Here is a 17285-nt window from a genome sequence, read left to right as displayed (position 1 = left end):
TAATGAATCCTCCTAATTTAGCCTTACTTCAGCGCGATGACATCGGATATAGGCTGCATATTGGTCATGCTATCCCAAATGTAAGCTCTTAACGTATATCCGCTAACATCATCCGGCAGTGTAAGTTTAGCGTAAAATACTTCTGTTTCTCCGTTCGATAACGTCTCCGAGGTGTAGATAAATTTAATCAGGTTGTTATGCTCGTCGTAGAGACCTGCAACCATAACAGCATCCTTCGTTGCAGCGATGTAGTTTTCTACCTGAGCTTTGACTACGACATCCTTGCCTGCCGCTAATGTGGAAACCACGTTGCCGATCGAATCATAGAAGTTAATATTCGCTGCTTTATACGTATAAGTAACGTTATATTTCTTTGTCGCCTCTAAACCGTACGTATCCACAACTTTGATTTCGATGTTATTCACGCCCGGCATCAAGATGAGTGATGTACGGAAGGCTCCGTTCTTGCTTAAGGTGAGGGTTGTATTCGTTCCGTCCAGTTTTACAGGAATACCATTATTGGTGATGGTTAATGTGCTCTGTTTATCTACTGTTCCGCTAACAGGCAATAAGGCGCTGAAGACTTGGCTAGCCGGATCTGCCGAAGTCATTGTAATGACCGGCGGTACCGAAGCGTAGGCCGAAGGAATAACACTTACAATTTTAGAAGGAACACCTTCCCCGCTAGCGTTGCTTGCCGTTACGACGAAATAGTAGGTCTTGTCGTTTTCCAGACCATCTATCTGAGCTTGATACACAGAACCAGTAACGGTTTTCACTTCTGTGAATGGGCCTTCCTTGCTTGCGCTCTGTTTTACCGTATAGGATGTCGCTGTGGAAAGAGCATCCCAGGTGATACTTACACTCTTATCATAGGACTTAGAGACAACATTTTTGGGTGCAATCGGTTTCCCTTCATTGGCATCAAAAACGACTGTACCGTCCTCCATAACAATTTTTACATCTTCAAAGTTTGCTGTAACGGTCTTAGATGCATCCGCTGAAGTAACCATCATACCTACATACAGCTCTTTCGGGTTTCCATTTGCATCCAATCCCAAATTTGTAGCAGTAGTAGTATTGACAGCCAGAATATCCGATACTATCGGATTGTCAGGGATTGGTGAAGAACTGATAATCGAAGTTATTTTATCGCCAATTTTGGTTAATTTTATATATGCCGTACCTTTCAGCAGGATAGCATTATTGGAACCATTCGAAGTATCTTTGTATCTGTACATTTTTCTCCCGTTTGCAGTGCCGGGGTATTGCGCAAATTGTGTAAAATGATAGCTGTTGTTATCCAAGCTCTCCCTGACAGTTAAGCCCATATGTCCTTTAATGTTAGACGTATAATCTGGATAAATAACCTTTGCGCTGATTGTATAATCGCCCTTCATCTTGACGGCCTTTACGTAGAACTGGTCCGGTCCGGGTGCGTTTTTACTAATCCCTGTTCCCGCCCCCGTGAGGGTGAATGTATTGGTATCATCATCAAAGCTTGAAGAACCAGTTTTTGCCGGACTTCCAACATCCGCTCCAATGAAATCTTCCGGCTTCATTTTTGCATTTTGTCCAGGAGTTTCCGGGTTCACAGGAGTTACGGTTACTACATTGGAAGCAGCACTCTCACCATCAGCATTGCTTGCTGTCACGATAAATTGATAGACTGTCCCGTTGTTCAAGCCTGAGTACGTGTAGGAGGTTACGCTTGGGCTGTTCACCTTGTATACCATGTCATACACCGTATTGCTCTCTAGCTTGCCTTTCACCGTGTAGTGTGTGGCACCTGTCACCGTATCCCATGTGATAGTTGCCTTTCCATTCTCTGGATTCGCAGTGATCGCCGGTGCAGCGATTACCCCAGAGGACCCTGCCTCTGTAGTTACTTGTAAATCATTACTCGCTGAAGTTGTTCCAGCTGTGCTTGTTGCCGTCACCTTAAAGACGTAATTCGTGGACGGGGCCAGTCCTTGAGCGCTGTAATTAGCCTCTGTTGTCGTGCCAAGCTTCTGCCCATCCTTGTATACGGCATATATGACCGAGCCCTTGGTGCTTGTTGATTGTTGCCAGCTAAGATCTGCCTGGTTTGAAGTGATCGAGCTTGCTTGCAAATCAACAGGTGCAGTCACCGTGCCAGGTGTGTAATACTTTGGCGTCCAATCGCTTCCAAAATAATTCGTCACATTTGTAACAGCTGTCTCCCCAGTTAGTACCATCCCTCTTCTTGACGATGTATCCACCGGAACACCGTTATAGGTGGTATTATATTCGTAAAAACTTGCATTTTCAGGAACAGAGCTGCTCATCGGCGCCCAGCCTTGAGGAGAAATTATCGTGCTGGTTTGAAGCTTCGTGTCCAAAAATTTAACCGTCGCCTCTTGTCCCCAAGGTCTTCCAAAATGACCAGGGGATTGAAGCTTGCTGCTAGTCCCCGTTATTGTACTATCGATGAATAGATATCCGAAAAATTGCGGATTGCTTGCTGCAGAAGGTTTCGTTGCTGTAATATAACCCCCTGAGGCCTGCTCGCTATACCCCGCGAAATTCAAAATGCAATTGTCGAATACCACATTTCCATCGCCAAAAATATAGTCTGTATTCCCCTCGATAAAACAATCTTTATAGTATTGATTCGTGTTACCAGTAAATAACGTATCCTGACTTGAAATAAAGCTAGATTTGTAGAATTCTACATTATCAGCCTCAACAGCAATGGCCGCAGCTCTTTCCGTAGCAGCTTTTGAAGTAACGTCAAGGCTGGCTGTCCTTACGGTAAGATTGGATGGAGTACTCGTCTTCGTGACTTCGACGCCATCATCCAGCTCTTCTTGGGTCATGTACTTGTTGAATGAATTTTCAAACACAATGCTTTCCGCTCTAAACCCAGTAGCAGTGTTGGTCAGAAGAACAGTTGCCCCCCATCTGGTATTACCCGGGAAACCCTTGGCATACTTGTCAAATGCGCGATCCTCGTTGTAGAGACCATCCGGACCGGCACTGTAATAATCATAGCCGACACCATAGTACCAAGTGATCTTTACTTCCTTCGTCGGATCCGAGTTTACAAAGCTGATATACGGGGTGGTTACCTTCAATTGTTCCCGGTAAATGCCTGGCGCAATATGGATAGTAATCCGTTGTTCTTCACTGGTTGGCTTCATTCTGGCGGCAACAGCAAGCGCTTCCTTCACGGTTGCGAAATTATTTGGTTTGTTACTGTCGCCTACATATAAATCAGCAGCCCATGGGAGTGCGGAAGGAACGGTTGTGGTTGAGAATTTCACATCTTTATTCGTGTTGCTTCCGCTCACAACTACATGTCCTATCGTTGCATACGCGGTGTCCGAGCTAACTGCCGTGATGGCATAGGCACCGTCTCGGAGGTTGACTGCATATCCTCCATCAGCTCCGGTTCCCGCGCCGGTAACCGTACCGGTATAACTATAACTGTCATTCACGTTCGTAAATGCAATGCTTGAAACAGTTACGGTAGACGGTAATCCCACAAACGTACCAGTTGCCGTATAAGCCGCTTTGGGGGCAACTGTAATATGCTGCGTTGTGTTCGTGCTGATATTTACGCTGCCTCCGCCTGTAAGCTCGTAATCGTTTACACCAGAAAGCGCCACGGTGTATGCCACGTCCATTCTAACGTCCACAGTGTATGTCATGTCCGTCTTATTCACCATAGCCTCAACAACCGGAGCAAGGCTTCCCGCTGGCGGGTTAAGCGTGACTTTGAAATTATTTAAAATGTAACCGCCATCAAATCCAGTAATGGTTCCACTTACTGTCGCCATAGAGGTCTTTGTAACCTCCAAGGTTTTATTACTGATTCCATTCGAAATATCTGAAGCTGCTGTCGTTATGGTCTTCGTTGCGTCGGAAATCGAATAATCCGAGCTGGCGCCTTGAAGAACTGCGGTATACGTATATCCGGCATTAAGGATGGTATCGTATGTACCGTCACCGTTAAGTGTTGCTTTGAGTATATCTCCAGTTGTCGAATTCTGGAAAACGAGCGAATGTCCTGTAAGCGCATACCCATTCAGGTTTAACATCCCGCTTGCTTTAACGCCTGGAGTTCTGGCGATTCTGGCGATATTCGGTTTTATACTGGCTGTAGAATCTGTAAAGTACATGTTTAAGGTTCCGGAATCTCGAGCTAAATACGTAACCTTAGTACCATTCTGGTCCACCTTGTCTGTACTTTTTCTCGTTGTTGTACCCGTCGCGCTGGTCAAATCAAAATTAACATTTGTCGTGCCAGAACCATTCGTGACGAATCCATAAAATGTAATAATATCTCCGGCGATAACATTATCCATCTTGATATACTTGCTTGAAGCATCCCCATTACCGGCAGAGTAAATAGAACCTGTTGAAGCATATCCATCACTAAAGGTCTTTTTTGTGGGGTTGCCGTACGATAATGTGCCTTTCGTAACCCCATCAGCTTGAAAATAGTAAAGTCTGTGATGATTGCCTGGTGTCACTACGGTTAGATCGCCGAAAGGAGTATTTTTGGAAAACCATCCTGATGAAATATATTCAGTCAATCCGTTAAGCGTATCCACTGAAATATGATTCGTATATCCCTCGCCTGAAGCCTGAACTCCGCCGAAATCCCAAACGTCAATGCTTCTGCTGTTAGTTGTATCGCCAGCCATTACATTGACACTGCCGACGCCAAGAATCGTAGTTGTCAGCATGATGAGTACAATTATTTTACTTATAATGCTTTGTATTCGTATGTACATTTCATTCTCTCCTTGTCGATGAATAAGATCAGGAATGTCCCTAATACCCTATTCAAGGTTCAAGGAACATTCCTATCTTTACGGATTACTTTTTCTTGCTTTTCTCGTAAGCTTCCTTATACTCCTGCATCAACTTCTCGCCGCCGGCCTTTTTCCATTTCTCTACCTCTGCCTGCCAGCCCGCTTCGTCGATCTTACCCATAATAAACTTCGTTTCCGCATCGGTAATCATCTGCTCTAGCTCCTTGCCCCGTTCGGAATACGTGCTCGAAAGAAGATTATGTGCTGGGTTAGGCACAATATATTGCTCGTTCTCTGCCCCAATTTGCGAATTCTTACGGAACAGGTCCGGCTGTTTCGCCTTTTTGGCGATGTTATAGTTTTCGTTGCGATTAGGGAACGTATCGCGATAAGGCTTTACTTCCTTCGCGTCGGCATCACGGTTAAGAACCTCTGTAAATTCGCCTTTATCCGCCCAGTGCGTACCTTCCACACCTTTCACTAGAAGCGTTGCCATCTTCGGATCCATGAGTTTATCAATAAAGGCAAGTACCTTCTTCATCTCCGCTTCCGTCTTTACTGTTGCTTTCGGGATCGCCCATAACCCTGCGTTACCCGGCTCGCCAGGCAGCCTTCTGCCGGTAGGACCTTCAACCGGTGCTGCATCCATAATAGCGGTCGGGACGACCTTAACGACCTTGTCTTGAAGTGACTGCGCATTTCCGCCTGAGAGCTGAATGCCTCCGCGCCCCGATTCGTAGATCTTAGCCGTTTCTGTGCCGTCCACTGCCGCAAAATCCTGATTAATCAGTTTCTCTTCAAAGAGACGCTTAAACAGCTTCATCGTTTGGAGGAACGGCTCGGTTGTAAATTCCGGCGTAAAATTGCCGTTGCTTTCAACCTTCCATTTGTTCGGAGCACCTTGCGATACGGCAATCCGCGTAAGTGTAGAGCTCACGTCTTGGTTGTATTTTTTCTCCAGAAGCAATCCATACGTGTCGTTCTTCCCGTTCTTATCCGGGTCGTTCAGGGTCAATACTTTGGCAATATTGTACCAATCGTCAAGCGTCTTTGGCGGCTTAAGACCCATCGCATCAAACCAATCCTTACGATAGTGAATAATAGCACGTCCTAAATCGCGAAAAAGAGGAACCCCGTAAAGCTTGCCTTCAACGGATAAATTATCGTAGTACACCTGATTTTGAGCCGCAAGATTTTTGTAATCCTTCAAATAAGGACCGATCTCCCAAAATAAGTCGGATTTCATCTGACCGATAGACGTAGCGTTATACCCCAATTTGATTACGGTCGGAAGCTCGCTCGCCGCCACCATCACATTGACTTTTTCATCATAAGTCGATGTTGGGAGCCATTGAATCTCCAGATCCGTGTTCGTATAAGCCTTAATTTGCTTCTCAATCTCATTGTCCTTCGGAGGAATTTCGCCTACCTGGTTAATCACGAGCTTAATTGGAAACGGTTTGGTATCTTCTACCTTAGTGGATTCTTTCTTTCCTTCATCCGGCTTAGTCTCACCGCATGCCGCAAGCACCGAAGTAGTCAACATTACTGTACCTAACATAAGTGCTACATGTTTTTTCCTCATTGTTCTACCCCTTCATTGTTTGGATTGTTATTATTTAATACCTATCCTCCTAGTCATCCTAAGAAAAATAAGTTATAAACCGATGTATTCGAAATAATCGAAATCCGCATGATTTCCGCTGGTTTCACCGTTGCTGCTAGCGAAGAGACCGATGTAAGCTCCGGTAAAGCCCCCCGCCGTATCTGTGCTGAGAATGGTACCGTCTATCTCACTCGCCAAAGGCTGCCACTGCTCAGCCTCCACCCCATAATCGAAACGAAGGGACTGTCCTGTCGCTTCCACTCTTAAATAAATATTGTTCGCAATTATGTTTTGACTACAGAGGACCTTTTCCTCGCCAGCGACCCTGCTTACTAATCGCACTTCCTGCTGAGAGTCAGCATTCAATCCGCATTCCAGGCGGTATTGATAATCTTGGTTTTGCAGCAGCACCAAACCCGCCGATTCCTTTATGGCATTTGGCGTGAATGCTAGCTTTGTCCGTACGGCATAGGAAATATCCTGCTGCCGACGGCCCACAAAGCTTGGATTGGAGACCTCGGAAATCGATTCTGGTTTAAGCCTCAGCCTGAGAAAACCTGGACGCTCACTTAAGCTCCAAAACTCTCCTCGCGGAGTCCTGATGAAATTCCATCGGAGCTCCAATGCCGGAGCATCAAAATGATCGCAAGCAGGTAAAGCAGGCCACCTTGCTTCGGTCAAATTCGGCTTTGGCATCTCACATTCAATGATTCCTTTGCCCGGATTCACTAATGGCCAATCGTCCTCCCAATCCATGGAAACGAGGAATGTCTCACGCCCCATATTTCGGTAATGCCCCCCATACGGCCGGGAAGCCAAACATACCATCCACCACTCCCCGGTCTGCGTTTGAACAAGATCCGCATGGCCAACATTGGCAATACCGTGCTGTTTGCCAAGATGCCGATGCGTCAAGATCGGGTTGCGCTTGCATCCCTCGTAAGATCCGGTAAGCGATTCACTCCGCGCAATGGTGACTGCATGCGTAAAGCCCGTTCCTCCTTCAGCAATCAGCAAATAATAGTACCCACCCACTTTGTAAAGATGCGAGGCTTCTTGTGCATGAGCTTGCTTTAGGGCACCGTCCCAAAGACTGTACTTCGGACCGACCAACTGCTTCGTCTCCAAATCCAGCTCCTGAAGCCAAATCTCCATATGCTTCGGATACTGCTGTCCGCTCGGCGGAACCCGGTTTCCTGTATAGTAAACCTTGCCGTCATCATCGAAGAACAAGGAGGGGTCAATCCCGGGAGCATCATCCAGCCAATAAGGATCCGACCATGGCCCGGCAGGGTCTGTGGCGGTAACGAAGAAATTTTCACGTGCCCCAGGCTTCCTCTCCACTAACGTTGTAATCATATAGAAAACGCCTTCATGATATCTTAGCGTGGGAGCATAGATCCCCCGAGAAGCTGGAATACCATCCAGATTGAGCTGCGACGGCCGATCAAGCACATGTCCGATCTGGCGCCAATGAACTAAGTCCTTACTGTGGAACATTGGTACACCCGGGAAATACTCGAAGGTCGATGTGACCATGTAATAATCCTCCCCCACCCTGCAGACGGAAGGATCGGGATAAAACCCGGCAAGTATCGGATTACGGAACGTTTTCATACAATTCTCCCTTCTTTTCTCTCTATCCCTTCACTGAACCCAAGAGTACACCCTTCGTAAAATGCTTCTGCAAGAACGGATATACAAATAGAATCGGAACGGTTGCAAATACAATAACGGCCATACGAATGGTTAACGGCTGTATCTCCGTATCATCGATACTTGCATCCCCGATCCGGCTTTGCGCTAAAATAACAATCTCCCGCAGGAGCACCTGAATCGGCCACTTGCTATTATCGTTGATATACATCACAGCATTGAAAAATTGATTCCAGTGGGATACCGCGTAGAAAAGCGCGAATGTCGCCATGGCTGGCATCGATAAAGGGAGGACGATACGGAATAAAACACCCAGATCGCTGCATCCGTCGATTTTCGCCGAATCCTCCAAGCCGTCCGGTATTTGTTGAAAGAAGTTTTTAAGCACGATGAGATTGAAAGCACTAATTGCACTTGGAATCATCAATGCCCATAGCGTATTGGTTAAACCCAGCGCTTTCACTACGAAATAGGTAGGGATCAACCCGCCACTGAACAGCATCGTAAACAATACGGCGAGCAGTATGAATTGTCTGCCCCGGATATGTGTCTTCGATAGCGGATAGGCCATCAAAGACGTAAACAGCAGATTAATGAATGTGCCTACAACCGTAATGTAAATAGAAACCATTAAGCTTCTGATCAATGTATCTGTTGAGAAAATGTAACGGTACGATGCAAGGGACCATTCCTTGGGAAATAAAATGATTCCCCCTCTCGCTACCTCCGCCGGACTGGTGAAAGAAACCGCTAGGACATACAGAAACGGTAAGAAACAAGCAATTGAGAAGATGAATAAGAAGCTGTAGTTAAAAATATCAAATAGGCGATTGCCTAGGGTTTTATCGTATGACATTGCGATGTCCTCCTCTTTTTGAAACAATTTGCTACTAATACACGCCTTCCTGTCCGAATCGTTTGGCAAGCCAGTTCGAGCCAAGGACCAAGAATAGACCTATTGCCGATTTAAATAACCCTACCGCTGCACTGTAGCTGTATTGGGCCTGTGTTAATCCTTTCGTATATACATAGGTATCGAATACTTCCCCTACCTCTCGATTGGTTGGCGTAATCATCAAGAAGATATGCTCGAAGCCGGAATCCAGAAAATTTCCGAGACGCAGAATCATCAGAATAATGATCGTGCTGCGAATCGCAGGGAGAGTAATATGCCAGAGCTGTCTCCACCTTCCGGCTCCGTCTATGCGTACTGCTTCATATAGCTGCATATCAACACCGGACAAAGCCGCAAGGAAAATAATTGTACCCCAACCGACTTCCTTCCATATGGATTGCGAAATAATCATGGTACGAAACCATCCCGGTTCGAGCAGGAAGGCGATTTTCTTCCCACTGATCGTATAGATCAGTTCATTTAAAATCCCGTTCTCCGTCGTTAGCAGCATATAAAATATACCGACGACAACGACCCATGAAACAAAGTGCGGAATATAGACAAGCGTTTGTACGAATCGTTTGAATCTTTCCCTGCGAAGCTCATTCATCATTAACGAAAGAATGATCGGCAGCGGGAAGAAAAAGACCATATTATAAAGCGCAATAATGATTGTATTTCTAAACAGCATGGCGAATTGCGGCTCGCTAAAGAACCGTTCAAAATGCTTCAACCCAACCCAAGGGCTTTCAATAAAACCAAGATGGGGCTTATAATCTTGGAATGCCATGATCAATCCGTACATCGGGACGTATTTGAAAATAAGAAAGTACGCCACACCCGGAAACAGCATCATGTATAACCATTTGTCCCTAATGAATTCCTTCATCAGTAAACTGAATTTCGATTTTCGAACCTGTCCGTCCGATCGTCCCGACTGCAAAGTCAAGTCTGCTTTCATCTTAAGCTCCTCCACATCTCTTTGTTGATGCCTTTATTATTGGACAGTATCCTCGTGGCAGGCTATACCTGCGGCATAACCTCTTTCGCTTTTCTGCCCTTTTACAGTGCAATAGCTTCTAGACAACTATATGTGCACAAACGAAAAAACCCTTGATTTATCAAGGGTTCTACGGCAACTTCCAGTATTGGCGTTCTTATTTAACCTTATCCTTCTTCGTATACGCCTCTTCAAATTCCCTGATCATCTTGTCGCCTCCGGCTTTTTTCCATTTGTCAATCTCGGCCTTCCAGTCCGATTCATCTATTTTGCCCATAATAAACTTGGTCTGCGCATCAGTAATCAGAACCTCGAGCTCCTTGCCTCGCTCGTTATAGGTTTCCGATTCCAGTGTCAGCGCGGGGTTAGGAACGATATATAATTCATTCTCCTTGACGATCTGTTGGTTTTTACGATACAGGTCAGGTTGATGGATAGGCTTCAGAACAGGATTGCTGTCAAGATACGGGAGAGAATCTCTGTAAGGCTTAACCTCCTTCAGATCCAGCTCGCGATCGAGAACCTCTGCATAATCACCTTTATCGATCCAATGTCTATTTTGAATTCCTCTGTTGAGGACGGTTTGCAAGGCGGGCTCCAACAGCTTATCGAGAAAGGCTAGAATCCCTCTCAATTCCGCTTCCGTTTTCACCGTATCCTTGGGAATGGCCAGGAAACCGACATTGCCTGGTTCGCCAGGGAGCCGGATTCCTCCAGGACCCTCTAAAGGAGCCACTTCCACAACCGCTGATGGCACTGTTTTCACCAGCTTATCTTGCCAGCTTTGAGCGCTTCCTCCAACAACTTGAATGCCCGCCCGTCCCAAGTCATACAACTTCGATGTTTCTGAAACATCCACGATGGCAAAATCCTGATTGATCAGCTTATCTTGATAAAGCTGTTTAAACAACTTCATCGTTTCGTAGAACGGCTCCGTCATAAATTCAGGGGTGAAGCGGCCGTTCTCCACCTTCCATTTGTTCGGTCCCCCCTGCGATACGGAAAACCGTGTCAATGTGGAGCTTACGTCCTGATTGTATTTTTTCTCCAAGATCATCCCGTACGTATCATTCTTCCCATTCTTATCAGGGTCACCCAGCGTAAGCGCTTTGATGACCTCATACCAATCACCCAACGTCTTTGGCCGCTTTAAATTCAAGCTATCATACCAATCTTTACGGTAATGGATAACTGCACGGCCAAGGGGGCGGTACAATGGTACACCGTATATTTTCCCGCCGACAGCGATGTTATCGTAATACTGCTTATTTTGATCATATAAATTTTTATAGTCCTTTAAGTAGGAACCAATTTCCCAAAACTGCCCTGCCTTCAGCGTAGCGATAATCGTCGGCGTATAGGTGAGCTTGATCAGCTTCGGGAGCTCTCCGGAAGCGATCATCACCTTCACCTTCTCATCGTAGGCCGAATAGGGAATCCATTGGATTTGCAAATCCGTGTTCGTGTACGCTTCAATAGCCTTTTCGATCTCGTTGCTCTTGGCAGGAATTTCCCCAATTTGGTTGACCACGAGCGAAATAGCGAAGGGTCTAGCAACACTTTCCCTTTCCTGCTTATTACTCTGGCTGCATGCTATCAGCAAAATTGAGGATATAAGTAGACTTACAATGCAGACGGAATATCGTTTCATTCTGTACTCCCCTTCTACTTTTGACCCATCTTCTCACGATACTGCCCTGGTGTTACGTCGAACATTTTCCGAAAGCTCCGAATGAATGCGCTTATATTTTTATATTGGAGCCTTTCACCGATTTCCGAAATTTTCATATCCGTAGTCTCCAGCATGACTTTCGCCATCTTCATCCGATAATCAGATAAATAATCACTAAACGTCGTGCCGATTTCCTTTTTGAAAATACGGCTTAGATACACCGGATGGTAGCTAAGAATCTCCGAACATGATTCCAATGTCATTTCCTGATCGAATTGCTCCTGAATCATCCTTACAAGCCTATCAGCAATTTTTACATATTGGGTTTCTGATTTCTCTGATAAAACCTGAATCATTGGAGCAAACAATCGGGATTCGAACCAGTACTCAATTTCATCCCGCGTTTGCAAATGCAGTAATCGTTCTACCGCGCCTTCATCCCCAAGAACTTTTTTAATTGAAATGCCCTGATTTTGTACAATCTGAAGAATTTGGGAAATAAGCTGCAGCAGTAAAATATGATGCTCGTACAAAAAACCGTCCTTATGGAGCAACGCATTCAAATATTGCTGAAACAGCTCGGTGGCTTTGTCCAGCTGCATTTCACGAAGGGCATAGACAAGCTGCTCCTCCATTACCTTAAGGTGCGTGTAGACATATTTATCTGCTCCGGGATTATTCTCGATATCCTCATAGTGAACAATAATATCCGGCCCCAGGCTTATACGGGATTTCATGGCAGACAAGCTTTCTCCATACGCTTTGACGGTATCTGTCAACGAAAGGTACGGTTTACTGATTCCGATGCTTACTTGTATTTGTAAATAATGCTCGGCGTTTGTTTTAATGGATTCTGCCATTTGATACAGTATACGATTGACCTCCGCAGGATCCTCCGCATCTGTTGCCACAAGTGTCACCTGCGACTGATTCAATATGATCGGTGTAAACCGAAACTCGGGAGGCATTACCTCTTGGGCAATGTTATTCACGGCATAAAGTAGAAGTTCCCGGTCTTGCTCCTGATACTTGGTCTCCTGCAAATTATCAATCTTCAGCGTAAGCACCCCTAGACGTTTCCATCCAGTTGGAAAGCCATACATAGCAGAGCGGAATAAATAGTCGTTCTCCGACAACTGTCCTGTAAACAACTTTAGTACAAAAAACTCCTTTAAATGCCCCGCTTGACCGAGCATTTGCTGTTCCATATGATTTCTTGAAACGGCCAAAGACTGCATGCTTACTTTAATGAATTCGAGCTCATCGCTTCTTGGCTGAATGGAATGTGCGTTATGATCAATACCCTTGGCGACATCTAATAGATTTTGTATCGGACGATACATGCGGCGACTGCCGTACAAAGCAAATGCTAGGACGATTAAAAGAATAGCGGCGCAAACAATCAGCGTTAGTTTCGCAATCTTTTGGGGTTCCCTGGTGATCTCATCCAGAGAGATAACCGACACATACGACCACCCGTTGTAGCCTGAGGAACGGTATATCACCGCTACCTCTTCATTTCCCAGATGCGTATTGAAAAGTCCTTGTTTATTTTCCGGTTCCGTCTCAAATCTCTTAGCGACAGCCTGATTGATTGCCCGATATCCTTCCTTTACCTCAGCCGTCGCAAGAATATCGGAACCTGTGTTGTCTAAGATATAGTTTCGGTTTGAAGGGTTCTCGGACAACAGCGCATCCCGAATATCGGAGGCTGACACACGTACAATAACAAGCCCTTGCGGCTTATTCGTTTGGGGCAGAATCGGTATCTTATGAACAAGAGTTACCATTTCCAAAGGATTTTTAAGCTCAACCCCGTTTGCAGGCGCCGTTCCTGCACTCCAATATATGCTTTTCGGCTGCACAGCATAATCTCGGAACTCCTTATTGTTTTCAATCTGATCCAATGGTTTCATGGAATTCAGGTTTATAGACCAGTTTCGCTCCAAATTGATTAAAAAAGCTTCCGTGATGACAACATCACTAGATTGAAGGTTATACAGTGACACGGAAAGATCACGTATCTGTTCAAAATCAGTAGGCGAATAAGTCGTGTTCATCGCTTTCTTAATCAAGGAAGAGTTGGCATACTGCGTCGCCGATTTCTCAATGGATTTCAACATCTGTTCAACACGCATCTGGGTTTGCGTCAACCATTGCATGTTGCCTTCTTTTACCTTGTCCTCAAGATCCCTAGTTGCAATCGAATAAGAGACAATCCCAATAATTACAGCGGGAAGTACGCCTAATAAAAAGCTAAATCCCAGTAATCTAAGTAAATATTTGCGCAATACGCTTTCCCCTCTCCGGAAGCAGTGCTGCCTTCTGTCTAGAAATTGATTATTTCTATTATATATATAAAATGGGAAATAGACATTATCGGTTCTTATTTAATTAAGATTACGCTCTCGCAAGTTTTCTTGCGAATACTTTAAAGGAGTGGGATACCGAATGAATGGGGATTTTCAAATATAAGAAAATGATTAACGAATGTAAAATAAACATCTATGAGAAAACCTCTATCGAGGCCATTCAAAGATGAGAGACCGCGTTTAGAGGTAGGTTTTATCGCCAAATAGAAAGACGATTTCGGGAACCGAAAACTTATACTTTCTATTGTGGTGAAAAAAGAAGGTTGGAGCCATCGAATGGCTTATACAACCTTCCCGTAAATCTGCTATCCATGATCAGGTTCCACATGCACCAGCTTTTCTGACTCCATGCTGGCCAACATGAATGGAGCCAAGCCCATCATAACATCACTGACTACCTTCTCTTTCACGTAATAATTGAAAGAGCCATCTCGGTAGGGCGTTCCGCCAAGTCCGGCTCCATGACAAATCCTATGCAGATGTACCCCGACTGAATCGGTTTCCACAAAATGATCGATCATTCCTTGAAACCCTTTTAACGCTGCGGCCTTGAATTTCCCAGATAAATAACCGAGATTAACCCCTTTAGCCAGCGCGTAAACAAACATGCCCGTACCAGATGCTTCTACATAATTATCTTCCCTGTGCCCCATATCCAGCACTTGATACCAAAGGCCCGTTTCTGGATCCTGTACCTTAACCAGCGCTTCCGCCATGCGTTCAAAAATCCCGATAATGGTTCCCCGCTTGGGGTGATCTACAGGAAAGTGCTCCAGCGCATCGACGACCGCCATCGCATACCACCCCATCCCCCGGCTCCAAAAATGATAAGATTGTCCTGTAGTCGAATCACACCACGCTTGCTCTCTGCTTTCGTCCCATCCATGGTGGAGCAGCCCTGTCTTTGGATCTCGCGTGTGTTTCTCTACAAGCAGCAGCTGCTTAGCTACATCATCGAAGAGCTCCTCTCGTTCGAACGTCTTCGCATACTCCGCAAGAAACGGAGAGGACATGTACAGCCCGTCAAGCCACATTTGGAACGGATAAATCTTCTTATGCCAGAACCCGCCCTCACTTGTTCTTGGGTGTCCTTTCAGTTGAACAGCGAGTAGATGTGCAGCCTGTTCATACCATTTCTCACCCGTTCGCCGTAACAAGGGGAACAGTACTTTCCCTTGGTTCACTTGATCCAGATTATATTCTTCGATAGCGTAAGTTCGAACCATTCCGTCCTGCTGAACGAACAGGTCCATATGCCGCTTCATAAACTCATAATAGCGTTCAACGCCGGTTTGCTCCGCCAGCTTCCCAAATGCGAGAAGCATCATACCAGGAACGTAAGCCCACCGTTTCGCCAGTTCCGGATGATAGCCCTCTGCATCAGCTTCAGACATAAATCTATTTGCTGTTTTTACAGCCCAATCCAGATGTTTCGTCATTGTTTATTAACCTCTTGTTCTTATTTACTGAAGACTGGCATGCAGTATCCTCTATGCCTTCAACCAATCCTAGTTAATCCACCTGAAACCAGTCGATATCCACATACCCTGGGCTTGTAACTTCACCCTTGTTAAGACAAAATAAGCCAAGCTTGGCACCTACCCAACCGCCAGGTACAGCTTCGAAGACCCCGCCAATTGACGAGTAACTTGCCCCATCCCAACTATAGGCAAACATGCAGGATGCCTCTAATTCTATGTCCACGCGCAAATAGATCTCATGAATACCATACGGAACAGCTACAGTTTCCGTAATCTCTTCACTGGAAGATTCTTTATTTCCACTGCCTTCGACAAAAACTAACTTCGACCCTAGATCTGTTTTTTGCAACGCTGTGTATCGGTATGCATGTCCAAAAACCGTCAATCCCGCTAGATCCTGTTCAGCCATATGCTGGAGTGAAAGCTTGGTTGTCGCTGTAAATACAGGCGCTGGAAACTTCTGACAGAGCACATTGGGAGACTCGTATAACGTAGCCGAGTGATTAGGAAGTTGTTGAGCGTAAAGGCGCAGACTGCCTGGATTCGCTGTGAGTGAATACCATTCCTTTCGATAGTTCGCTTGCCACTGCCATTGCAACCCCAAGGATGGAGCATCGAAATCGTCGCTGGTTTCTGGCACCGCAAATGGGTATTCCCGCCCTACATTAGGCTTAGCGTGAATAAGTACAGGCTCGCCGATGCCATCACCGTTCGTATCGATGCCCATGACGGGCCAGTCATTCTCCCAGCTCATTGGCTGCAGATGTACAATTCTTCCGTAAGCTTCGCGATCCTGAAAATGAAGAAACCAAGCTTCACCTGAATCCAGTTCAACATAACCGCCCTGATGCGGACCGTTAATTGGAGAATCCCCTTGATGTAGGACAATCTTATCCTCATAAGGGCCCATAATCTGTTTGGAGCGCAGAATCGTCTGCCAACCAATCGGCACGCCGCCTGCAGGGGCAAAGATATAGTAATAGCCATTTCGCTTATATAACTTAGGACCTTCAATCGTTGGGTGATGCTCCGTACCGTCAAATATCATCTCACCATCGCCCAGAAGTGCAGTTCCATCAGGACGCATTGGGCAAATTTTCAGCTTACTCTTGATACCCGTACGACTCTTAGCAAAAGCATGAACCAAGTAGGCGCTGCCATCTTCATCCCACAATGGACAAGGATCAATCCAACCCTTCACCTCTTTGACCATATGTAAAGGTGACCAAGGCCCCGCCGCATTCTGGGCATTTGTCATATAGATCCCCTCATCCGGCGCGCTGAAGAATATCCAGAACTTGCCGTCGTGATACCGAATACTCGGAGCCCACACACCTTCTCCATGGCGCACCGCTTCATAACTGTCGGGAAGACGATCTATCGCATAAGCGATTACCGTCCAGTTCACCAAATCCTTCGAATGTAGTATGGGTAAGCCAGGTGAGCTGTTGAAGCTCGAAGCCGTCATATAGAAATCTTCTCCGACACGCACAACATCGGGATCCGAGTAATCTGCGTAAAGGATCGGGTTACGGAATTGACCATTCCCTAAATCAGCAAACCAAGCTGGGTTCATTTTGTGATTGATGACACGGATATTCCGGCTATTCCTTTGTGTAAACATGGCTCCTGATTTAGGTGTAACACTTACATCCTGAAATAGGATATCTTGCGCGTCGATACAGACGATACCTGTCTCAGCAGCAATGGTTACCCGTTCAACATGCAAATCGTGAATTGGCATTTCTGGTAGTCCTCGGATAAAAATGCCCTTGGACGAGCCCTCACTTACCGTATCCTTAATTGAGATATAACGGAA

Annotated in this window: 9 protein-coding genes; all 9 read right to left on the bottom strand. The window is 45.7% G+C overall.

The features are described from left to right. Positions 1–23: 23 nt before the first annotated feature. Positions 24–4763, bottom strand: a complete 4740-nt coding sequence (locus tag ACSQ8O_RS07785) for a pectinesterase family protein (RefSeq protein ID WP_436241103.1) — start codon at positions 4761–4763, stop codon at positions 24–26. 85 nt (positions 4764–4848) lie between these two features. Continuing rightward, positions 4849–6369, bottom strand: coding sequence for an extracellular solute-binding protein (locus ACSQ8O_RS07780; RefSeq protein WP_436241102.1), 1521 nt, complete (start codon positions 6367–6369; stop codon positions 4849–4851). Positions 6370–6441: 72 nt separating this feature from the next. Continuing rightward, entirely contained in the window at positions 6442–8007 is a 1566-nt protein-coding gene (locus ACSQ8O_RS07775) for a glycoside hydrolase family 43 protein (RefSeq protein WP_436241101.1), read from the bottom strand. 22 nt (positions 8008–8029) lie between these two features. Continuing rightward, a complete protein-coding gene (locus ACSQ8O_RS07770) occupies positions 8030–8902 on the bottom strand; it encodes a carbohydrate ABC transporter permease (protein WP_436241100.1) in 873 nt (290 codons plus the stop codon). A 34-nt stretch (positions 8903–8936) separates the two neighbouring features. After that, entirely contained in the window at positions 8937–9830 is an 894-nt protein-coding gene (locus ACSQ8O_RS07765) for an ABC transporter permease (RefSeq protein ID WP_436241972.1), read from the bottom strand. Between the two features lie 268 nt (positions 9831–10098). Continuing rightward, positions 10099–11592, bottom strand: coding sequence for an extracellular solute-binding protein (locus ACSQ8O_RS07760; RefSeq protein ID WP_436241099.1), 1494 nt, complete (start codon positions 11590–11592; stop codon positions 10099–10101). A gap of 14 nt (positions 11593–11606) precedes the next feature. Then, on the bottom strand, positions 11607–13904 hold the full coding sequence (locus tag ACSQ8O_RS07755; protein WP_436241098.1) for a helix-turn-helix domain-containing protein: 2298 nt from the start codon (positions 13902–13904) through the stop codon (positions 11607–11609). Positions 13905–14290: 386 nt separating this feature from the next. After that, on the bottom strand, positions 14291–15424 hold the full coding sequence (locus tag ACSQ8O_RS07750; RefSeq protein ID WP_436241097.1) for a glycoside hydrolase family 88/105 protein: 1134 nt from the start codon (positions 15422–15424) through the stop codon (positions 14291–14293). A 73-nt stretch (positions 15425–15497) separates the two neighbouring features. Beyond that, positions 15498–17042: a glycoside hydrolase family 43 protein gene (locus ACSQ8O_RS07745; RefSeq protein ID WP_436241971.1), complete on the bottom strand. Its 1545-nt coding sequence runs from the start codon at positions 17040–17042 to the stop codon at positions 15498–15500. Between the last annotated feature and the right edge of the window lie 243 nt (positions 17043–17285).

Source organism: Paenibacillus sp. LjRoot56 (assembly GCF_964253335.1).
In the GTDB taxonomy this organism is placed as follows: Bacteria; Bacillota; Bacilli; order Paenibacillales; family NBRC-103111; genus Paenibacillus_E; species Paenibacillus_E allorhizoplanae.
The sequence above is the reverse complement of the archived record's forward strand: the minus strand, read 5'-3'. Positions and strand labels throughout refer to the sequence as shown.